This window comes from Candidatus Tisiphia endosymbiont of Hybos culiciformis (assembly GCF_964030975.1).
GTDB lineage: Bacteria > Pseudomonadota > Alphaproteobacteria > Rickettsiales > Rickettsiaceae > Tisiphia.
The window spans coordinates 864,205-884,861 of record NZ_CAXIQH010000001.1 but is presented as its reverse complement, the minus strand read 5'-3'; the positions used below and the strand labels follow the sequence as shown (position 1 = coordinate 884,861).

The following is a 20,657-nucleotide window of genomic DNA, read 5'->3' as shown; positions in this document are numbered from 1 at the left end:
AAAGGAATGATAACTAATGCCTAAAGTAATTTTTGTGGTAGATAAAGATGGTACGGAAAAAATAGTGGATGCCCATATAGGATTATCTATTTTGGAAATTGCTCATCAAAACGACATTGATCTTGAAGGTGCATGCGAAGGATCACTAGCATGTGCCACTTGCCATGTTATTGTAGATGAGGAATTTTATCACAAATTAAAAAATCCTTCCGAGGCAGAAGAAGATATGCTTGACTTAGCATTTGGTCTTACTCATACTTCAAGACTTGGTTGTCAGATTATTGTTAGTGAAGACCTTGACGGTATAAGGGTTCGCTTACCATCTGCTACCCGTAATATTAATTTATAATTGAGTATAATAGAGTGATACGTAAAATTTTACTTTTTATTTGTTTAACTTACACCATAATATGGTTCGCCATTGCTTATACTATCAAAAGCAATATGGTAAGTACTATAAATAATTCACAGACAGATAATATTAAGATATCTTATAGCCAAGTCAAAGTTTCTGGCTTTCCTTCTCGCTTGCAGATTAGCTTAGTCGAGCCAAAAATAAAATTTATCGATCATGTTAATTCCAAGGAAATATCTGCTGAGAAAGTGACATTTTTATTCGATTTTAGTTTTAAAAAAGCTAACTTGATTTTAGGGCAAACCATAAAACAGCAAGAAAATTTTGCTGGTAAGTTAACTGAATATAGCGTTCAGTCGAAGGAAGATATTGCGGCACTAGTTAAATTTAATAAACCTATATATAAATTGTCTAGTGGAGATAGTTTAAAATCTATCGTGAAGTTTCTGCAAGTTAACAATAAATTATTATCAGTTATTCGTGAAGATAAGGAATTCTTTAATATTAGTGACTTGGTTTTCTTAATCAATAAAGCAAAGTCCCAGGATGGTGAAGATATAGCTTTACAATTACGTTTGTCATATGCTGCGGAGGAAGATTTTTTGAATTTTAAAACAGCCAGGCTTGATTTAGCCACATTGATAAATATTGCTACTGATCAAGGTAAAGATACTAATTATATCAAAAATTTAAACATTGATCGGTTAGTTTTTTCTTGTGATGATAATGCTCAAGTAGCTTTGATAGGAGGCTTACAATTTTTTGATAGCAACTTACCAAAAGGTAAATTATCTTTTGAGCTAACTAATTATGATGATATCATCGATAAGTTGATTCCTAATAATTTGTTATTACCTAAAAAAATGCTCCGAGCTATCATTGAGAAAGCTGCTAATTCTTCTGTATCTAATGAAATGGTTAAGGCTGATGATAATGAAGTAGCGACTTGTGAAAAGGTAAAATTTGATATTGAGTTTTCTGATAATGGTATACATATAGGTTCAATTAATTTGCTTGAATTTAAACTAGAGGATAGTAAGATTGATGCTCTGCAAGAATAGATTAGGGTGGTTTAAAAATTACAATTAATGGTAGAAAATACTAGGCTATAGAAATGAATAGTCGTTATTGCGAGCCACGAAGTGGTTGCGGTAATCCATGTTCTTGGATTGCTTCGTCGGCTTATCCCTCCTCGCAATGACATAGTAATGCTAATCGGGTTAACTATAAATACTGAAAGAAAATAAGGAGTTAAACTATGAGAAATGTTAAAGAAGTATTTTCAGATAGAACGTGCTATAAGTTTTTGGATAAGCCGGTTGATAAAATTTTATTGGAAGAAATTTATAATATAGCAAAACTTGGTCCTACTTCAGCTAATTGCTGCCCTTTAAGAATTGTTTTTGTTCAGAGTCCAACTGAAAAAGATAAGTTGTATAAATGCCTAGCTTCAACTAACGTAGAAAAAGTTAAGTCAGCACCTGTTACAGCTATTTTTGCCTTTGATACTAAGTTTTATGAATTAATACCCAGATTATTTCCTCATGATGTCAGTATAAAAGATTATTTTTCTTCTTCTGAGCAAATTGCTTTAGATATTGCAGCTCGCAACTCATCATTGCAAGCAGCTTATTTCATGATTGTGGCGAGGAGTAAAGGGCTGGCTTGTGGTCCTATGTCAGGGTTTAATAAAGAGGCTATTAATAGTACGTTCTTTAATAATACAAATCATCAAGTAAATTTTATATGTAACATCGGTTACAGAGATGGTGATAACTCCTTCTCACGCCTACCAAGACTAGACTTCAATGAGTGTTGTAAGATTATATAGCCGTGGTTAAGTGAATATCTTATAAAGCATAGACTATACAAATTACAATCCTATATAATTAGATTTTTGTATAGCCTAAAAATCTAATTACTAATCTTTTGGCGTAATATAATTGTCTCTATAAAGTGTAAAAACTAGGTTGTACGAAGGAATTTTTAAAATGAGCAAATTTATTTAGGTAACTTGCAATTATGAAAAAATTCAACCTACCACAAACTTATAAAGCAATCGTGTATAATCTGTTTGGCAATCCATCTGAGGTATTAAAAGTTGTTAGGTTAGAAATGCCAATACCTCTGGATAATGAGCTATTGGTTCAAATGCATGCATGTGCTATTAATCCTTCGGATTTATTAACGATCAGAGGAAGGTATCCTGACAGAGTAGATTTTCCTAAAATAGCTGGTTTTGAAGGAGTTGGAACTGTTCGTGCTGCTGGTGATTCTAATAATAATCACCTAGTTGGTAAAAGGGTATTGGCATTAAAAGGGAAAGATACTTGGCGAGAATATAATATTATTCCAGTTCAAGAAGCTATTTTAATACCTGATGAAATTGATAATCGAACAGCTGCACAATTATATATTAACCCTCTTACTTGTTGGCTAATGTTAGTTAACAAATTAAAAATTGATAAAAGTGATATTCTTTTAATCAATGCTGGCAATTCAATTTGTGGGCATATTATTGCTGGTTTTTCTAAAATCTTAAGCTTTGATTTGATTTCAATTGTAAGAAGTGCTGAAAATAAAGTTAAACTGGAACAATTTGGCCTAAAGAAAGTTATTAACTCAAACGAAGAAGACATATCTGAAGCTATTTTAAAATTTACAAATAACAGAGGGGTTGATTATGCTTTAGATGCAATTGGTGGTAATGCAGGAGCAGAAATGCTAAAAGCGATTAATCCTGGTGGTAAATTTTTGCAATATGGTCTAATGTCTGGGCAACAGCTTCCAGCTTCTTTCTTTACTGATGCAACGGAAAAAAATGTACAATTTGAATTTTATCATTTGCGAGATTGGGTATATGGTGAACCAGTAAACTATAGACAGGAAATATTTAAACAAATGATAGAACATTTTATTAAAGCAGATATAAAACTGCCTATAGACACTGAGTACAATATAGATCAAATTGCAAAAGCTGTTATTATGGCAGAATCTGAAGGAAGAAATGGTAAAATCCTACTTAATTTTGATCTTAATACAAATGGTGATACCGAAAAAATGCATGTATAACTAACCAGTCAAGGTTCTAGGAGACTGTCGAAAATGATTGCTTCGTTGGCTTACGCCTCCTCGCTTTAGGAACTTATAACAATATCAAGAACCTAGGGGCTATATTTGAGTATACGTCTTGATTTGCAATAAAACTCTGATATTATGCAAAATGAAAAATTTAATTGTAATGCATAACTTACAGTTGTATTACAATTAGTAATTGGGATAATCGTAGACTGATGAATGACATTTTCTCTAGTACATTGCCTATTCTTTTGATTCCCTTGCTTGGTAGTATTATCAAAAGGAAATGGTTGACTTCTGAAGAGTTTTGGCGGGGGATAGAAAAATTATCATATTTTTTTCTTTTTCCTGTCATGCTTTTCAATAATATATCTGTAGCTGATTTAAATGCATCTTCTATAATAAAACTGGTATTAGGATTAATCATCTCTTCTTCTATTATTGCTGTTGCTTTAATCATTTATCAGAAAAAAACCAACTTTGACAAGATTCAGTTTACCTCAACTTTTCAAGGGGCAGTACGCTATAATAGTTATATCTTTTTTGGTGTTAGTAGTCCTCTTTTGGGGCAGGAGGGACTGGCTATAGTATCAGTGATTTCATCCTATATGATCATTTTTACTAATATCATATCAGTAATGATTTTTGCCCATTATGTTCCTGATAGTTCTGTAGCTCAGAGTCCTAAAGCTAGCTTTATATTAATGCTTAAATTGATAGTGCAAAATCCCTTGATTATTGCTAGTATCGTTGGATTCCTTTTTAATTATTCTAATTTAGAATTACATCTTAGCATTAAGAAAACCTTATCTACCTTGTCTGATTCTGCTTTAGCTATAGGTATGCTAAATGTTGGAGCAAGCCTTAAATTCTTTATGCGTGGTACGATTGTGTACAATGTATTATTTACTAGTTTTGTTAAGTTAGTGGCTTTTCCTATTGTTACAATAATTGTATTGTCACTAATGTCAATTACTGGTACTGCTAAATCAGTTGGGGTTTTATATAGTTGTTTACCATGTGCCAGCACTGCTTACGTTTTATCACGTCAGCTTGGTGGGGATCCAGAATCTATGGCATCAATTATTACCTTCACAACACTTTTTTCAATAGTTTCATTGTCAGTTCTCATGTGGATAAACATATAGCTGTCAAAACTTGAAGTAATTAAGGAGCAACATCTATGGATGAAATGAATAAAATAAACTATCTCAAAGCCCTAGAATATCATAGCAATGGTAAGCCAGGCAAAATTGCTATTGCTGCAACTAAGCCTTTGGATACTCAACAGGACTTGGCTTTGGCTTATACCCCTGGGGTAGCAGCACCATGTCTCGAAATTGCTAAAAATATAGATGATGTTTATAAATATACTGCTAGAGGCAACTTAATTGCCGTAATAACTAATGGTACAGCCATTCTTGGTCTTGGTAATTTGGGAGCAGCTGCGTCGAAACCAGTAATGGAAGGAAAAGCTGTTTTATTCAAAAAATTTGCTGATATTGATTCTATTGATCTTGAAATAGATACTACTGACCCAGATGAGTTTGTTAATGCCGTAAAATATCTTGGTTATAGTTTTGGTGGTATTAATTTAGAAGACATTAAATCTCCTGAATGTTTCATAATTGAGAAAAAATTACAAAGCTGTATGCAGATACCGGTTTTTCATGATGATCAGCATGGAACGGCTATTATTGCTGCGGCAGGCCTTATTAATGCGGCTTATATTACAAATCGCTCATTGGATAGTTTGAAAATTGTAGTAAGCGGGGCAGGGGCGGCAGCGATTGCCTGCATTGAATTATTAATTGCACTTAGTGTCGACAAAAAAAATGTTATACTATGTGATAAAATGGGAGTTGTTTACAAGGGTCGACAAGAAGGTATGAATGAATGGAAGGAATTATACGCTGCTGAAACCGATTTACGTACCATGAGTGATGCTATGAAGTCAGCCGATGTATTCCTTGGCTTGTCTTCTAAAGGTGCGGTATCGAAAGAAATGGTAGCTAGTATGGCTCCAAATCCCATCATTTTTCCGATGGCTAACCCAGACCCAGAAATTACCCCAGAGGATATACAGGCAGTTAGAAGTGATGCGATTATTGCTACAGGACGCTCTGATTACAATAATCAGCTTAATAATGTTATGGGCTTTCCGTATATTTTCCGCGGAGCTTTAGATGTTAGAGCTACTACTATTAATCAGGAAATGAAAATAGCCGCAGCGTTTTCTTTAGCGGAACTAGCAAGACAAGCTGTGCCTGATGAAGTTTATAAAGCATATCCTGGTAGGAAAATGGTTTTTGGTTCAGATTACATAATTCCTGTACCATTTGATCCGAGGTTAATTACTACTGTTTCGATGGCAGTAGCTAAGGCGGCTATAGATAGCGGAGTTGCTAAAATTACAGATTTTGATTTTAAGAACTATGCAAGGGAATTAGAAAGCAGACTAAATCCCATCTCACATTACATGAGTCTATTATTTGAAAGAATCCAACAATCAGCACCTAAAAGAGTAGTTTTTGCTGAAGGTGAGGAGGAAGAAGTAATTATGGCTGCTATTACTATGAGAGATGCTGGTCATGCTCAGCCTATCCTAGTGGGTAGATATGATAAAATATCTGCCGTTTTAAATAAAATAGGTATGAATTATGATTTAGAAGGTATTACCATAATGAATGCGGCTATTAACCAAAATCTTAATAAATATATCGATACTCTTTATAGTCGATTACAGCGTAAGGGTTATTTATACCGTGACTGTGCTAGACTCGTTAAAAGCGATAAAAATATATTCTCAGCTATCATGATAGCTTGTGGCGATGCAAATTGTATGGTTACTGGCGTAACAAAGAGCTATTATAATAGCTTAGAGGATATTATGAAGGTAATGGAACCTAAAGAAAATAATAGAATATTAGGATATTCTATTATGATTGCCAAGGAACATAATATAATTATTGCTGATAATAGCGTGACTGAACTGCCAAGTGAGCAAGAACTTGTAGAAATCACCTTGCAGACTGCCAGTATAGCAAGAAATATAGGGATGACGCCAAAGATTGCACTACTTTCCTTCTCAACTTTTGGTAATCCAATGAGAGACAAAGCAAATAGAGTACGGGAGGCTGTTAGAATCTTAGATAGTATGAATCTGGATTTTGAATATGATGGCGAAATGTCAGCTGATGTTGCTCTGAATCCTAATTTACGTAATTCATATAAGTTTTGTCGGTTATCAGGTCCTGCTAACGTCTTGATTATGCCCGGTCTGCATTCGGCTGCAATCTCAACGCAACTATTGCAAGAATTAGCCAGAGGTGTTTTTATCGGGCCAATAATTAATGGCTTTGAATATCCGGTACAAATAGTACGAATGGGGGCATCAGCAAGTGAAATAACAAAAATTGCCACATTCGCTTGTATAGATGCAATAAATCTTTAGGATAATTTAGAGGTATCTGTTTTATAGCTAACTCTACTAATAATTACGTCTATTCACTTAGGCATACTAACCTGAATTTGGTATAAGATATAGTTATTATATATCAAATTCAGGTTAGTTATGCCATGAGTGCGTTTCAAGCTCTAGGAGACTGTTGGAGATGACTAATTAATTATATTTTGAGCTATTTTTTGGCGAGAATAAATAGGATTATCGCAGGAATAGTGTACCTATTTCAAGAAAATCATGTTTATTCGCAGCCAAAAAGAGCCAAATATAGAATTACTTTAGTCATTTCCGACAGTCTCCTAGATTATATAGTTATGCTCATAGGATTAGGTGATAAAGAACATAACGATTGTAAGTTGTCATTCCCGCGAAGGCGGGAATCTAGATACCTGCTTTCGCAGGTATGACACAAAGTTTGTATCACCTAATTCAATAGGTTTCCTATATACACAAAAGATCCTGAAATAAATTCAGAATGACTATTTTTTATTCAAAATTCCTTTTTACATTATACTTTATATCCCCTTGTCCCCATTTTCTTGTTAAGTTATACAGCTAATAGAGCTACATTGCTGTGCCATTACAACTATTATCATCAACTCCTCAAGTTTCTACAAATAATAAATTTATTAATATCAATAAAAAATTACTTGATTAAGCTAGGACACTATATTATTATTAGTTGAAATAAATGGTAAAAGTTAAATTATTATAACAATGGATGAATCTGATAAATCAAAAGAAAGAATAAACCTAATTATAGGTATGCGTTTAAAAAAGCGTCGTATAATGCTGGGTATAAGTCAACAAGAATTGAGCACAGCTATTAATCTTAGTGTAAAGCAGATACAAAGATATGAAGATGCTACTACCCCAATAGCTAGTAGTATATTGTATTTTTTTGCAAAATTATTAAATGTATCTATCGAGTATTTTCTTGATACAACTGAAACTACTAATGCATTAGATAATTACCTATTTGAAAAACAAGACAATAATAAGTTTTTGAATGATATTATTGCCGAGGATAGGGTAGAATATTTAGTACCTTTAAAATACGATACAGAAGAAGTGTCCTACCTTGTTAAAGTATTTACCAAAATTCAAAATCCACAGATTAGACAAAAAATAGTTGATCTTATTAGCTCAATAGTAGCATCTCAAGACGTGAATACAGGATAATAGTAGATTGTAAGTTATCATTCCCGCGTAGGCGGGAATGACAACTTACAATCGTTATGTTCTTTATCACCTAATCCTATGAGCATAACTATACCTCACAACTGTCGAAAGTTAGAAGAGGGAGCGGTTTTATATAGTGTACTTTAAAAGTCGTATGTGGTCAACGTCATTGCGAGAAGACCTTAGGTCGACGAAGCAATCCATAAAAGTAACCAAAAATGGATTGCTTCGTCGGCTCACGCCTCCTCGCAATGACGCCAGTTATTTCCCCGCAACTTTTAAACTGCCATGCGTAAGGTGAGTCATTTAAGTATATTACTGGTGCTAAACACTGCTCCTATTTCTTGATTTTTCACTAAATCAATAACTTCAACTACTTGTGCTCCTATAAGCTTAGCTTGAATCTGTTTATTGCTAAATTGAGGATCATTCTTTGTTACAGCAATTACCGACGGACAAGTATCTTGTACTAACTGATTATAGTCATCAAAACCTTTGAGTTGAGGTAACATAAGTACTTTATCAACAAAACTTAAGCTACTTAAGATATCTGCACGTTGCAACTGATTATGAATGACTTTACGTTTTTTATAATTAGTAATAGTTTCATCTGGTTCTAACGCTACAATTAGACATTTTCCTTGAGCTTTGGCTTTACGTAAAAACTGTATATGGCCATAATGTAATAAATCAAAACATCCTCCAACTAGAACTAGTTGATCATTTTTTGAACATTTATGCAATAATGTTTTTTTATAATAAATTATTTTTGAATGCTTATCTTTAACTGCACCAGAATTATTCAGATTACTCAAGTATATATGTGAGCTGCAAGATTCGAGTGTAACAAACATTTCTGCTAAAAATAGGTGCCTTAACATATTTTACGATCCTATTAAGTTTTTAAAGTTAATTCTAAATTAATTCTTAGCTCTTGTTCTAAAATAGCAACTAGATCATCAGAGGATTTTGATTGCCATCTACCAGCAGCGTAATAAAAATGGTAAGGACCACTAATCGGTGAAGATAGCCAAATTTCCTTAGCAGCGGAGTGTTTATTAATAACAAATATACCTTGGTTAGTAGTTAGAGTTAGAATGTCATTCTGAAAATCAATATCGATAAGGCAATCCTTATCTTCTGCCTCAATTATTTCTGCAATTGAAGATATTGTTTGTTCAGCTAATTTAGCAAATTCAGTATCATCCATACTTAATGTTCCTTCAAATTCTTGCGATAATTCTTAACGTGCTTCTTATGATCATTAAAATTATTAGAAAAATTATGCCCACCTGTACCGTTACCTACAAAATATAATGAATCAATTTTAGCGGGATTTACTACAGCTTCTAGAGATTTTACTCCAGGACAAGAAATAGCTCCTGCTGGTAAACTGGCAACATAATATGTATTATAGGGTGATTGTATTGCAAAATCTTTTTTAGTTAATGGTTTTGTTAGTCTATCTTTCCCAACTGTTATAGCATAAATTGTTGTTGCATCTGATTGTAGTTTCATATGTTTTTTTAGGCGATTTAGAAATACAGCGGCAATCGAAGGTTTTTCTACATCTAAGGTAGCTTCCTTTTCCACAATGGATGCTAAGATTAACACATCAAGGCGGGTTTTTAATAGAGAATTAGGTGATAATTTTTCCATAGCTTTGTCGAGCTGTAAAGACATTAATTTCCGCATTTTATCAATGATTTGCTCTTTCTGATCGCCATATGAAAAAAAATAGGTAGATGGCATTAAAAATCCTTCAGGAATTGTCCCTATAATCTCTCCAATTAATCGTTCTTCGCTATTAATTTTTTTTATTATTTCATGTACAAGCATACCTTCAGGTATAACCATTTTATGAATAATTGATTTGCCACTGGATAATATCCTTAAAGTTTGCATAGGAGAAATATTTTGAGTAAAAATATATTCCCCACTCTTTATAGAATGTTTTAACGAATATATTTTTGCAAGAAAGGCAAATAAAGAAGGATATTTAACGATGTTATGATCATTTAATATCACAGCAATTTGATCAGTCGATAATTTAGGTTTGATTATTACCGTCTTATTTTCTACAAGTGAACCAGGCACAAATAAGTAGAATATACAAAAGTTGATTCCACTAACCAGTAAAATCAATGCGATAGTTACAAAAATGAATTTTATTTTTAGTATTTTTTTAAACAAGATACACCTGATTGGAATTAAACAGATTCATATAATTATAGCACAAAATAATCCAGCACTAATAGCATATGGGGAAATTTATTATTTTTTATGATCTTCCATCATATTCCCATACTCAGTACTTTTTATTTTTATAAGCTTATCATATTTTGCTTTAAGTTCATTTAGGGAATAATTACCATCATAATATCCTTGGATATTAATGATTCTTTCTAAATAAAAATTCAACTGCTCAGCATCATTTGCTAAAATATCATTATCAATTTTTAAGTCTTTTGTAATATAGATTAATGCCTGATTTTTGACAGCTGAACAGTATAATTTAAATTCTTGGATTTTTCTTATAATAATAGGAATATCTTCTGGTTTTGTCACTATCATTGCTACTAACATAACCACTAATATTTCTCCTAGAGACATATTTTATACTAATTTCTTATGACGATATTTAGGATTAATAATATTTTCACCTGTTACATTAATCATATAATCATGATAATCTTGGTAATTTCCTTCAAACCACGTAGCATTTCCATCTTTATCAAAAGCAATAATATGTGTTGCTATTCTATCTAAAAACCAACGATCATGGCTTATTACTAACACACATCCAGCAAAATCTAAAATAGCATCTTCTAAGGCTCGTAATGTGTCAACATCCAGATCATTTGATGGTTCATCAAGTAATATAACATTAGCTCCTTCTTTTAATAATTTAGCTATATGCACTCTATTACGTTCACCTCCAGAAAGTTGCCCTACTTTCTTTTGTTGGTCGCCACCCCTAAAATTAAAGGCTGCACAATAAGCTCGACTTTTCATTGACCTAGAACCAAGTTGTAAATCTTCAAGACCTGAGGAGATTTCACTCCACACAGTGTTGTTATCATCTAGAGTATCCCTTGATTGATCAACATAACCAAGTTTAACAGTTTGTCCTAATTTAATAGAGCCATGATCTGGATTAGTTTTACCAGTGATAATATTAAATAAGGTAGACTTACCTGCTCCATTTGGACCTATAATACCAACAATCGCTCCTGGAACAATTTTAAAACTAAAATCTGATAACAGTATCTTGTCATCATATCTCTTTGCTATATGCTCTGCTTCTATAACTAAATCCCCTAGGCGTGAACCATTTGGTATAATAATTTGTGCTACGCTTGATCTTTGTTCTTTTTGTTTGATCAACAGATCTTGGTAGGCAGTAATTCTAGCCTTGCTTTTTGATTGCCTTGCCTTTGGTGATTGGCGTATCCATTCAAGTTCTCGTTTTAATTGCTTACTCCTATCATCTTCTTCTTTATCTTCAATTTCTAATTTTGCTTGCTTTTGCTCAAGCCAAGCAGTGTAATTAGAATGCCATGGAACACATCTACCTCGATCCACTTCTAATATCCAATCCGTTACATTATCAAGAAAATATCGATCATGGGTAATAACTACTACCGTACCTTTATAATTTTTTAAATAATTTTCTAGCCAAGAGACCGATTCAGCATCTAAATGGTTTGTTGGTTCATCAAGTAATAACATATCAGGTTTTTCTAGCAAAAGTTTACATAATGCCACTCGCCTTTTTTCACCACCTGAGATTTTTGTAACATCGGCATCTTTATCTGGACACCTTAATGCAAACATAGCAATCTCTATTTCCCGCTCTAAGCTCCAAGCGTCACAACTATCTATTTTTTCCTGTAGATCAGCCTGTTTTGCTAGAAGTTCATTCATTTCATCATCTGACATTTCTTCAGCGAATTTATTGCTTATTTCATTAAATTCATCGATTAATGCTTTCTTGTCATTTAAACTTTCCATAACATTATCGAAAACATTCAGAGTAGGATCAAGATGTGGCTCTTGAGCTAAATAGCCAACTCTAACCCCATTAGCAGCAAAAGCCTCACCATCATATTCTTTGTCAATAGCTGCCATGATTTTTAGAAGAGTAGATTTACCAGCACCATTTGGACCAATAATACCAATTTTTGCCCCTGGTAAGAAAGACAAATACGTTTCCTTTAAAATTTGTTTACCGTTGATGGTCTTACTTAGACCATTCATAACATAAACATATTGATACGACATAATCCTTAATTCCTTTATTTTTTGTAATTTATTTGTAGTTTTTAAATAGTTAGTGGAACAGATTAACCTTAACATACACTCTTTAAGGAAACTATATACATACACAACCTAAATATTTTGTTTATTTGTCCAAGTTGTAAATTCAGACATACTATAGTTATGCTCATAGGATTAGGTGATAAAGAACATAACGATTGTAAGTTGTCATTCCCGCGAAGGCGGGAATCTAGATACCTGCTTTCGCAGGTATGACACAAAGTTTGTATCACCTAATTCTATAGGTTTCACTATAAAAACCCCTTTTAAGTTTCCATGGACTTGCTCTTTTAACCATTGTAAAGCACCTTTTTTGTAACCACCTCCATCTATAATGATAATAACATTATAGACACTTTGTTTTCTAATATTTAATATTGTATAAGGATATTTTTCATCTGCAGAACCGCCTGATTGTTGCCACTTAGATTCAATAACAAGACAATTAGAATGTTTTGTAGGATGATATAGAATAAAATCGCATTGCCAAGCAGTATTATAAATAGTTTCTCCTAAATTAAATTGTCTAGTATAGATTGGTTGTGCTAATACTTGTGAAGCAATAAATCTAGTCTTAGGAACAAAAACGTAACCTTCCCTAACAATGCGATTATTTATAAATATCTCAAGTTCATACCCTGTTTTATTTGCAATTGCTCCACCTTGTATTCTATTCATAATTTCTAATCAAAACTTCTTCTGTATTTTTCCTTCCATTAGCTTTACAATTAATAGTACGCGGTGCTTCTATAATCTCTATATAAAAATCTTTATACAGATGCTTTATAAACTGAATATTAGAATTTGAAAGCATAAAATATACACCTTTATCGTTTAATTCTTTACATTTTTGATAAAGTTTTATCTGATCTGTTTCTGTAAAATCAAGTTTTGTATATTTAGTAAACGATGTATTATTTATAGGATGATAAGGAGGATCAATATAAACAAAATCACCTTTATTTGGAGAAATCTTACTGAAATCTTGATATTTTATATCAACATTTTGTAGTAATTTACTACAAGCTATTATATTTGTCTCATCAGCTATTGCTGGATTTTTGTACTTCCCCATAGGCACATTAAACTCACCTTTGTTATTGACTCTATACAGACCATTATAACAGGTTTTATTAAGATATATAAAACGTCCAGCAACTTCTATATCATTATCATTAATAAATTGTTTCCGGATTTTGTAATAATATTCTTCACAATGATTTACTTTATGTTTTGCCAGTAGCTTTATCAATTCTTCAGGTTTATGTTTAATCACAGCATATGTAATAACTAAATCTAGGTTTATGTCTGATACGGTCGCACCAGACGGGGCAAGAGCAAACAACAATGCTCCTCCTCCTATAAATGGTTCATAATAGCTTTTATAAGTTTGCGGTGTTCTTGTGGATAGTTCTTTTATTAAACTTCTTTTTCCACCTACCCATTTTACAAATGGTTTTGCCTTATCGTCATTTTCAATTATTATGTCATCATTTTTTAGCACACTTTTTCCTATCCTTGATAAAGCTCCATTAAACGATATTCCTAAATTGTTTACTGATTCAATTTGCATAAGAATTTACCATTCCTCTTTTACCTGTTGTTACTTGAAATATAGCAGTATATAACTCCTTTTTTGATCATTAAATTTTTAATCCAGATTTATCCCAATCTTTATTAAAAATCTCTAAACCGGAATCTGTTAGTGGATGATCTAATAATTGCTTGATAATTTTACCAGACATTGTAGCAACATCAGCCCCATACATAGCAGATTGATAGACATGGTTAGGGTTTCTTATAGATGCAGCAAGGATTTTTGTTTGATACTGATAATTATCATATACTTGTTTTATATCACTTATTAAACTAATACCATTCTGACCTATATCATCAAGTCTACCGATAAAAGGTGATATATAAGATGCCCCAGCTTTTGCAGCGATAAGAGCCTGATTAACAGAAAAGCATAAGGTCATATTCACTTTTTTTCCTTTATCTGCAAAATATTGGCATGCCTTAATACCATTCCATGTCGTAGGTAACTTAATCACAATATTACTGGATATTTCTAAAATTTTATTACCTTGGCTAATCATAGTATTAACATCATTCGCAAGCACTTCAACACTAACATCGGAAGTTATTATCTTACATATTTTTGCAATAGTTGATACAAAGTCATATTTTGTCTTAGACATCAAGGAGGGATTAGTAGTTATACCGTCAATGATACCTAATTGGTTAATCTCATCAATTTCTTCAATATCAGCACTATCTAGAAAAATTTGCATTTAATTTAACCTCGACAAAATTGAATCAAGTTCTTCTAAATTACTATAGTGAAATATTAATTTTCCACCAATTGGGTAGTCTTCAATAGTTACTTTTATATTAAATCTTTCTGACAAAGATTTAGCTAATAATTGTAGATCATTCTCTTTACTACTTTCTTTTAGAAAACTTCTCCCTATACGTTTACCATGTTCCGGGGTTTTTGTATATTCATTTTTAGACCAATTTCTTACTATATCTTCAGTTTGACGAACACTCAAATCATTATCAATAATATGGTTAGCTATCACCTCCGCTTGCTGATGATTAATTAGACATCTTGCATGTCCCATAGTTAAAAGCCCTTCATTTATTTTATCTTTGATAGATTGTGGCAATTGATTTAGTCTTAATAAATTAGCTACATGACTACGACTTTTGCTAAGTTTTTCTGCTAATTTCTCTTGTGTATAACCAAACTCTTTTATTAACCTTTCAAATCCTTCCGATTCTTCTATAATAGATAATTCCTCTCTTTGAATATTTTCAATTAGTGCTATCTCTATAATTTCTTTATCCCCTAGATCTTTTATAATAGCAGGGATATCAGTAATCTTAGCTAGCTTACAAGCACGCCAACGTCTTTCACCAGCTATAATTCTATATTTTCCATCACTGATTGAACTAACAATGATTGGTTGCAACAAACCATTATTACTTATGGAGTCAGCTAATTCTTTTATTTTATCATATTCAAATTTTTTCCTTGGTTGATTATTTCTAGCTTCAATCTTATCAATATCTATAATTTTTACTAATTCATCTTTTTCTACAGTAAAAACTTCTTCTCCAAGCAAAGCTGATAATCCTTTACCTAAACCTTTGTTTTTCATATATTTCTACCTAAAATCTCTTTCGTAAGTTCTATATAAGCAATAGAGCCAGTACATTTATGATCGTAGATAATTGCTGGCTGACCGTAAGATGGTGCTTCAGATAGTTTTACATTTCGTGGAATAACTGTCTTAAACACCAAACTTCCTAAGCATTTTCTAACATCATCCTCTACTTGCTCAGTTAATCGATTGCGCTTATCATACATAGTAAATAAAATACCAGCAATTTTTATTTTTGGATTTAAATTCTTTTCTACAATTTCAATTGTTTTTAACAAATGACTTAATCCTTCTAATGAATAAAAATCACACTGCATAGGAATTAATACATAATCACAAGCCACTAACGCATTAACTGTCAGCAGATTAAGAGAGGGAGGGCAGTCTATAATGATATAGTCATATTTATTGACTAACTTATTTAGTAAATCTGATAATAAATATTCACGCTTTTTTATACTTAATAAATCTGATTCAGCACCGGATAAATTAGTGTTAGCTGTAATTAATTGTAAATTTGGAATATTTGTTTGTATTATGGCTTCTTCAATCGTTTTTAAACCAATTAATACCTGATAAATAGTAACTTTTCTATCTTGTTGGTTTATACCAAAACCAGTACTACTATTTCCTTGAGGATCTAAATCTATAACCAAGATTTTTTTATTCATTACAGACAAAGCTGTTGATAAATTTACAGTAGTTGTAGTTTTAGCAACTCCACCTTTTTGATTAACTATCGCAACTATTTTTGTCATATATGTTACTAATTTCTAGAATCTTACTATTATCAGAAGTCTCACTATCATACATAGAATGACAAAAAGACCATCTTTTTTTAGCAATCTCAATTTCTTTTTGATATTGCTCACCTTTAAATAATAAATACTTATTTTTTACATTAATATGTTTAGTATAAACAAATATTTTCTCTAGCTGAGTACAGGCTCTAGAAGTTAATATATCACAATCTAATTTAACATTTTCTATTCGTTGATTAACCACATTGACTTTATTACTAGAAATTTTAGAAGCTTGCAATAAAAAAACAGATTTTCTTACATCAGATTCTACTAAAGTAACATTTTTTATTCCAGCAATAGACAAAACTATCCCCGGAAACCCACCCCCCGAACCAACATCTATTAAATGAATATTTTGGTCATTTATATACTTCATTAGCTGCAAAGAATCTAAGATATGCCTTACCCAAAAATCACGCTCGGTATTACAAGAGACAAGATTAATAGTTTTATTCCATTTCAATGTTAATGATTGATACTTCTCAAGGGCATCTAATACTTCACGTGAAACATTACTATAGTAATACATTAATGTCTATATCTTGTTTTTATATAAATTATAATTGCTATTAAAGCAGCTGGAGTAACTCCAGATATTCTTCTAGCAGCACCAATAGTAGCCGGTTTATGATACTGGAGTTTTTCTCTTACTTCTGTAGACAAGCTTGGTATTTTAAAGTAATCAATATTCTCATCTAATAATTCCAACTCTTCTTCTTTAAATAATTGAATATCTGCATTTTGCCTAATCAAATAAGAAGAATATCTTGATTCAATACAAAGATAATGAAGAATTTTTCTATTTAATGAAAGAAGTTCTGGAAATATCTCTATTGTTTTATCAATACCAAAGTTTGGTAGCCCTAGCAAATCAAAGGCGGTTTTATATGAACCATCTTGTGCGATAGACACACCCAGATTAGCTAACTTAGTAGTTGTTAAAGAAATAGTTTTTACAATATTTTCTATCTTATGAATATCGTCACATTTTTTACTAAAAATTTCTTTACGTAAATTGGATATAATACCAATATCTATAGCCATTTGAGTTAGTCTTAAATCTGCATTATCTGCTCTAACAGAAAGCCTATACTCAGATCTAGAAGTGAACATTCTATAAGGCTCTACTGTACCAAGAGTAATCAAATCATCAATCATAACACCAATATAGGCATCTGCTCTTGTCAAAATAAAATTTGATTGATTTTTTAGCGATAAGGCTGCATTAATGCCAGCCATAATTCCTTGCCCCGCGGCTTCTTCATAGCCAGTGGTACCATTAATTTGACCAGCAAAATACAATCCTTTAATTTTTTTTGTTTCTAACGTTACTTTTAATTCTCTCGGATCAACATAATCATATTCTATTGCATATCCCGGTCTTAACATAGTAGCCTTTTTAAGACCAGGAATGGTTTTTAACAATGCCAATTGTATATCTTCAGGCAACGATGTAGATATACCATTTGGGTATATAGTATGATCGTCCAACCCCTCTGGTTCTAAAAATATTTGATGACTTGCTTTAGAGAATCTAGTAACCTTATCCTCGATGGATGGACAATATCTTGGTCCTATACCCTTGATTTGTCCAGAATACATAGCTGATTTATCTAAATTATTCCTAATAATTTCATGAGTTTGTTCAGTTGTTCTAGTAACGAAACAATTTATTTGCTTTATCTTAACAGAATTTGTAAGTTCTGAGAAAGGGCGTGGTACGGTATCTCCAGCCTGCACTTCTACTTCGTTATAATCAATTGTTCTTCCATCTATTCTTGGAGGGGTACCAGTTTTTAACCTACCAAGAGAAAAACCAAAAGATTTTAAAGTGTTAGATAAACCGTATGACGGATTTTCACCTATTCTACCCGATGGGGTTTTCTTAGTTCCTATGTGAATAAGTCCGGATAAAAACGTACCTGTAGTTAACACAACTTTTTGACATTCAATTCGCGTACCATCATCTAAGGTCAATGATTTTACTTTAGAGCCTAGGACTTCAATATTTTCTACAGATGCACATAAAATTGTTAAATTTGGGTGATTTATCAAAGCATTATACATAGCTTTTTTATAAAGTTTTCTATCAGCTTGAGCTCTTGGCCCCCAAACTGCTGGTCCTTTACTTTCATTGAGCATCTTATAATGGATACCAGCTTGATCTATAATTTTACCCATGAGTCCATCAAGTGCATCTATCTCTTTTACTAAAGTACCTTTTGCTACCCCACCTATTGCAGGATTACATGACATTTCACCAAGATTATCTAATTTTAGAGTAATTAAAAGAGTATCTACACCTAGACGTGCAGAAGCTGACGCAGCCTCACAACCAGCATGACCACCACCAATAACTACAACGCTGTATTTCATAATGACTTATTCTACAATTTCTTTTTCAGTAAAGAAAAATTTTACTTCTCTTTCAGCACTTTCTAAAGTATCAGAACCGTGGATACTATTAGCCTCAATATTTTCTGCAAAATCTTTCCGAATTGTACCTGGTTCAGCATTTTCTGGGTTAGTAGCTCCCATTACTTTACGATTTTGTAAGATAGCATTTTCCCCTTTAAGCACCTGCAAAACAACAGGACCAGAAATAATGCACTCTATTAAACTATTAAAAAATGCTCTTGATTTATGTTCTGCATAAAAATTTTCTGCTTGTTCTCTAGTTAAAATAGTCATTTTTTGAGCTACTATTTTCAGCCCATTATTTTCTAAGTAAGAATTAATTTTACCAATTAGATTTCTTCTCGTAGCATCTGGTTTAATCATTGAAAATGTATATTCTTGAGTCACAGTAAACCTTTATTAATTTATTATTAACATTTATATAAATTTATATATTTTTGGCAAGTAAATTCTGACAGTGCAGTTAAAGTAACACGTTATGCAATTTTTCTAGAACTATAATTCCAAGTTAAAGAAAAAAGTATTGCTCCCAAGAAAGCAGAAAGGCTAAAAAATAAAAAAACACCATTCCAACCTAAATTATCAGAAACCCAACCAACACATACACCAGCAAGTGCAGCACCAAGATAACCAAATAAACCTGAAAGACCATTAGCCGTACCAACAGCTTGTTTATTAGTAAAATCTGCTGTAGCAATACCTATTAAGACTTGTGGTCCAGATACAAAAAAACCAACCAAAGAAAGAGTAATAATACTAAATATTTCATTCTCATTTGGTATTTGCCAAAATAAAATAATAGTAAAAGCCAAAGCAAACATAAATACTGAGCCAACTGGTCCGCGTCGTCCCTGAAATATTTTGTCTGATGTCCAGCCAGCAACAATACCACCAATTAAACCTAGAAGGTCATAAGAAGCAACTTGCCAACCAACTTGAGTAATAGTAACATTCTTTAGTTCGCACAAAAATACAGGAACCCAAAAAATCATACCTGAACGTACAATATAGACAAACATGTTGGCAAAACACACATACCACATTAACCTATTACAAAATACAATTTTTATTAGTTGACTTGTTAATAAATTATCACAATCACTACCAAGAGATATATCACATTCTTTATACTCTTCCACTATAGGTAAATTAACCTCATTAGGAGAATTACGTAATCTATTAAATAAAAATAATGATATTAATAATGCAACTATTCCAGGAATTATAAACGCTGATTCCCAACCGTAAACGTCTATTAAATAACCACATACTATCATAGTAATTGCTCCACCAATTTGATTAGAAGTGGCTCCCAAAGACCATTTTGTTCCTAATTCCTTAGAAGCATACCAATAAGTCAACATACGTGTTGCAGGCGGCCAACCCATAGATTGAAACCAATTATTCAGAATCCACAAAAGACCAAGCGATGTTATACTGGAAGCAAAACCCGATAATAATGTTATAATACCTACACAGACAAGACCAATTACCATAAATATACGAGCATTTGATCTATCGCTCAAGAAGCCATTACACAACTTTCCTACACCATAAAATATAGAAGCGGTTGTTAAAATCCAACCAAGTTGAGTTTTTGTTACGTCGAAATGCTCCATTAAAGCAGGCATTACAATATTAAAATTCTGACGACAAAGTATGAATGTTGAATAACCAATAATTATCGAATATAAAATTCTAATACGCCAACTATTATACTTTTTAGCATAAGGAGGTCTTTCTTTAAAGGGTATATTTACCATCATTTCCTTGATTTATCAATTTTTCAGTATATATTCTTGTCAGGAAAAATACCACAAGCTATTATGTATTTTATATCTAAAACTTGCTCTTTATCAAATATACTT

At 32.2% G+C, this 20,657-nt stretch carries 23 protein-coding genes and 1 pseudogene; 10 read left to right on the top strand and 14 right to left on the bottom strand.

The features are described from left to right. Nucleotides 1-16: 16 nt before the first annotated feature. The 9 genes from ACQH2P_RS04780 (at nt 17) to ACQH2P_RS04740 (ending at nt 8,379) form a co-directional block, all read left to right on the top strand. The gene (locus tag ACQH2P_RS04780) at nt 17-349 is read left to right on the top strand and encodes a ferredoxin family 2Fe-2S iron-sulfur cluster binding protein (protein ID WP_425363229.1); all 333 of its coding nucleotides are present in this window, start codon (nt 17-19) and stop codon (nt 347-349) included. 95 nt (nt 350-444) lie between these two features. Beyond that, the gene (locus tag ACQH2P_RS04775) at nt 445-1,416 is read left to right on the top strand and encodes an RP198 family tick cell line-upregulated protein (protein WP_425363228.1); all 972 of its coding nucleotides are present in this window, start codon (nt 445-447) and stop codon (nt 1,414-1,416) included. 197 nt (nt 1,417-1,613) lie between these two features. Beyond that, entirely contained in the window at nt 1,614-2,186 is a 573-nt protein-coding gene (locus tag ACQH2P_RS04770) for a malonic semialdehyde reductase (protein WP_425363227.1), read from the top strand. Nucleotides 2,187-2,377: 191 nt separating this feature from the next. Continuing rightward, nucleotides 2,378-3,427 carry a zinc-dependent alcohol dehydrogenase family protein gene (locus tag ACQH2P_RS04765; RefSeq protein ID WP_425363226.1) on the top strand — a complete coding sequence of 350 codons (1,050 nt, stop codon included), beginning with the start codon at nt 2,378-2,380 and terminating at the stop codon, nt 3,425-3,427. 221 nt (nt 3,428-3,648) lie between these two features. Further along, nucleotides 3,649-4,581: an AEC family transporter gene (locus ACQH2P_RS04760; protein ID WP_425363225.1), complete on the top strand. Its 933-nt coding sequence runs from the start codon at nt 3,649-3,651 to the stop codon at nt 4,579-4,581. A gap of 35 nt (nt 4,582-4,616) precedes the next feature. Further along, complete coding sequence (locus tag ACQH2P_RS04755; RefSeq protein ID WP_425363224.1) at nt 4,617-6,887, top strand: NADP-dependent malic enzyme; 2,271 nt, start codon at nt 4,617-4,619, stop codon at nt 6,885-6,887. A gap of 339 nt (nt 6,888-7,226) precedes the next feature. Next, nucleotides 7,227-7,364, top strand: coding sequence for a hypothetical protein (locus tag ACQH2P_RS04750; RefSeq protein WP_425363223.1), 138 nt, complete (start codon nt 7,227-7,229; stop codon nt 7,362-7,364). A 249-nt stretch (nt 7,365-7,613) separates the two neighbouring features. After that, nucleotides 7,614-8,078: a helix-turn-helix domain-containing protein gene (locus ACQH2P_RS04745; protein WP_425363222.1), complete on the top strand. Its 465-nt coding sequence runs from the start codon at nt 7,614-7,616 to the stop codon at nt 8,076-8,078. 154 nt (nt 8,079-8,232) lie between these two features. After that, nucleotides 8,233-8,379, top strand: a complete 147-nt coding sequence (locus ACQH2P_RS04740) for a hypothetical protein (protein WP_425363221.1) — start codon at nt 8,233-8,235, stop codon at nt 8,377-8,379. A 1-nt stretch (nt 8,380) separates the two neighbouring features. Here ACQH2P_RS04740 and ACQH2P_RS04735 read toward each other — a convergent pair whose 3' ends face one another. The 5 genes from ACQH2P_RS04735 to ettA form a co-directional block, all read right to left on the bottom strand. Continuing rightward, on the bottom strand, nt 8,381-8,893 hold the full coding sequence (locus tag ACQH2P_RS04735) for an adenylyltransferase/cytidyltransferase family protein (protein WP_425363220.1): 513 nt from the start codon (nt 8,891-8,893) through the stop codon (nt 8,381-8,383). An 80-nt stretch (nt 8,894-8,973) separates the two neighbouring features. Then, nucleotides 8,974-9,288, bottom strand: a complete 315-nt coding sequence (gene cyaY / locus ACQH2P_RS04730) for an iron donor protein CyaY (RefSeq protein ID WP_425363219.1) — start codon at nt 9,286-9,288, stop codon at nt 8,974-8,976. A 2-nt stretch (nt 9,289-9,290) separates the two neighbouring features. Next, nucleotides 9,291-10,271 carry an endolytic transglycosylase MltG gene (gene mltG, locus ACQH2P_RS04725; RefSeq protein ID WP_425363218.1) on the bottom strand — a complete coding sequence of 327 codons (981 nt, stop codon included), beginning with the start codon at nt 10,269-10,271 and terminating at the stop codon, nt 9,291-9,293. A gap of 81 nt (nt 10,272-10,352) precedes the next feature. Next, nucleotides 10,353-10,691 (bottom strand): DUF2672 domain-containing protein, encoded by a 339-nt coding sequence (locus ACQH2P_RS04720; protein WP_425363217.1) that lies wholly within the window; start codon nt 10,689-10,691, stop codon nt 10,353-10,355. A gap of 3 nt (nt 10,692-10,694) precedes the next feature. Further along, entirely contained in the window at nt 10,695-12,362 is a 1,668-nt protein-coding gene (ettA, locus tag ACQH2P_RS04715; RefSeq protein ID WP_425363216.1) for an energy-dependent translational throttle protein EttA, read from the bottom strand. A 175-nt stretch (nt 12,363-12,537) separates the two neighbouring features. Here ettA and ACQH2P_RS04710 point away from each other — a divergent pair, with 175 nt between their 5' ends. Next, nucleotides 12,538-12,717 (top strand): hypothetical protein, encoded by a 180-nt coding sequence (locus ACQH2P_RS04710; protein ID WP_425363215.1) that lies wholly within the window; start codon nt 12,538-12,540, stop codon nt 12,715-12,717. A gap of 11 nt (nt 12,718-12,728) precedes the next feature. On the opposite strand, the pseudogene ACQH2P_RS04705 reads toward ACQH2P_RS04710, so the two are convergent. From ACQH2P_RS04705 to ACQH2P_RS04665, 9 genes and pseudogenes are all read right to left on the bottom strand, one after another. Further along, nucleotides 12,729-13,076 (bottom strand): annotated as a pseudogene (locus tag ACQH2P_RS04705) (PD-(D/E)XK nuclease superfamily protein); the annotation flags it as partial. Further along, complete coding sequence (locus ACQH2P_RS04700; protein ID WP_425363214.1) at nt 13,069-13,971, bottom strand: DNA adenine methylase; 903 nt, start codon at nt 13,969-13,971, stop codon at nt 13,069-13,071. The pseudogene ACQH2P_RS04705 and the gene ACQH2P_RS04700, both read right to left, overlap by 8 nt. A gap of 70 nt (nt 13,972-14,041) precedes the next feature. Further along, entirely contained in the window at nt 14,042-14,692 is a 651-nt protein-coding gene (fsa, locus tag ACQH2P_RS04695) for a fructose-6-phosphate aldolase (protein ID WP_425363213.1), read from the bottom strand. Next, the gene (locus ACQH2P_RS04690; protein WP_425363212.1) at nt 14,693-15,565 is read right to left on the bottom strand and encodes a ParB/RepB/Spo0J family partition protein; all 873 of its coding nucleotides are present in this window, start codon (nt 15,563-15,565) and stop codon (nt 14,693-14,695) included. After that, on the bottom strand, nt 15,562-16,326 hold the full coding sequence (locus tag ACQH2P_RS04685; RefSeq protein WP_425363211.1) for a ParA family protein: 765 nt from the start codon (nt 16,324-16,326) through the stop codon (nt 15,562-15,564). The genes ACQH2P_RS04690 and ACQH2P_RS04685 overlap by 4 nt, the downstream gene beginning before the upstream one ends. Continuing rightward, nucleotides 16,301-16,900: a 16S rRNA (guanine(527)-N(7))-methyltransferase RsmG gene (rsmG, locus tag ACQH2P_RS04680; protein ID WP_425363210.1), complete on the bottom strand. Its 600-nt coding sequence runs from the start codon at nt 16,898-16,900 to the stop codon at nt 16,301-16,303. The genes ACQH2P_RS04685 and rsmG overlap by 26 nt, the downstream gene beginning before the upstream one ends. Further along, nucleotides 16,900-18,750 carry a tRNA uridine-5-carboxymethylaminomethyl(34) synthesis enzyme MnmG gene (gene mnmG, locus ACQH2P_RS04675; protein ID WP_425364107.1) on the bottom strand — a complete coding sequence of 617 codons (1,851 nt, stop codon included), beginning with the start codon at nt 18,748-18,750 and terminating at the stop codon, nt 16,900-16,902. Before mnmG ends, rsmG begins: the two co-directional genes overlap by 1 nt. 3 nt (nt 18,751-18,753) lie before the next feature. Continuing rightward, on the bottom strand, nt 18,754-19,176 hold the full coding sequence (gene ndk, locus ACQH2P_RS04670) for a nucleoside-diphosphate kinase (RefSeq protein WP_425363209.1): 423 nt from the start codon (nt 19,174-19,176) through the stop codon (nt 18,754-18,756). A gap of 89 nt (nt 19,177-19,265) precedes the next feature. After that, on the bottom strand, nt 19,266-20,552 hold the full coding sequence (locus tag ACQH2P_RS04665) for an MFS transporter (protein ID WP_425364106.1): 1,287 nt from the start codon (nt 20,550-20,552) through the stop codon (nt 19,266-19,268). Nucleotides 20,553-20,657: the final 105 nt, after the last annotated feature.

Excerpts from the sequence above, each read along its gene's own strand:
- ACQH2P_RS04780 (WP_425363229.1), top strand. The coding sequence starts at position 17 with ATGCCTAAAGTAATTTTTGTGGTAGATAAAGATGGTACGGAAAAAATA.
- ACQH2P_RS04775 (WP_425363228.1), top strand. The coding sequence starts at position 445 with ATGGTAAGTACTATAAATAATTCACAGACAGATAATATTAAGATATCT.
- ACQH2P_RS04770 (WP_425363227.1), top strand. The coding sequence starts at position 1,614 with ATGAGAAATGTTAAAGAAGTATTTTCAGATAGAACGTGCTATAAGTTT.
- ACQH2P_RS04765 (WP_425363226.1), top strand. The coding sequence starts at position 2,378 with ATGAAAAAATTCAACCTACCACAAACTTATAAAGCAATCGTGTATAAT.
- ACQH2P_RS04760 (WP_425363225.1), top strand. The coding sequence starts at position 3,649 with ATGAATGACATTTTCTCTAGTACATTGCCTATTCTTTTGATTCCCTTG.
- ACQH2P_RS04755 (WP_425363224.1), top strand. The coding sequence starts at position 4,617 with ATGGATGAAATGAATAAAATAAACTATCTCAAAGCCCTAGAATATCAT.
- ACQH2P_RS04745 (WP_425363222.1), top strand. The coding sequence starts at position 7,614 with ATGGATGAATCTGATAAATCAAAAGAAAGAATAAACCTAATTATAGGT.
- ACQH2P_RS04740 (WP_425363221.1), top strand. The coding sequence starts at position 8,233 with ATGTGGTCAACGTCATTGCGAGAAGACCTTAGGTCGACGAAGCAATCC.
- cyaY (WP_425363219.1), bottom strand. The coding sequence starts at position 9,288 with ATGGATGATACTGAATTTGCTAAATTAGCTGAACAAACAATATCTTCA.
- ACQH2P_RS04720 (WP_425363217.1), bottom strand. The coding sequence starts at position 10,691 with ATGTCTCTAGGAGAAATATTAGTGGTTATGTTAGTAGCAATGATAGTG.
- ettA (WP_425363216.1), bottom strand. The coding sequence starts at position 12,362 with ATGTCGTATCAATATGTTTATGTTATGAATGGTCTAAGTAAGACCATC.
- ACQH2P_RS04700 (WP_425363214.1), bottom strand. The coding sequence starts at position 13,971 with ATGCAAATTGAATCAGTAAACAATTTAGGAATATCGTTTAATGGAGCT.
- fsa (WP_425363213.1), bottom strand. The coding sequence starts at position 14,692 with ATGCAAATTTTTCTAGATAGTGCTGATATTGAAGAAATTGATGAGATT.
- ACQH2P_RS04690 (WP_425363212.1), bottom strand. The coding sequence starts at position 15,565 with ATGAAAAACAAAGGTTTAGGTAAAGGATTATCAGCTTTGCTTGGAGAA.
- ACQH2P_RS04685 (WP_425363211.1), bottom strand. The coding sequence starts at position 16,326 with ATGACAAAAATAGTTGCGATAGTTAATCAAAAAGGTGGAGTTGCTAAA.
- rsmG (WP_425363210.1), bottom strand. The coding sequence starts at position 16,900 with ATGTATTACTATAGTAATGTTTCACGTGAAGTATTAGATGCCCTTGAG.
- ACQH2P_RS04665 (WP_425364106.1), bottom strand. The coding sequence starts at position 20,552 with ATGGTAAATATACCCTTTAAAGAAAGACCTCCTTATGCTAAAAAGTAT.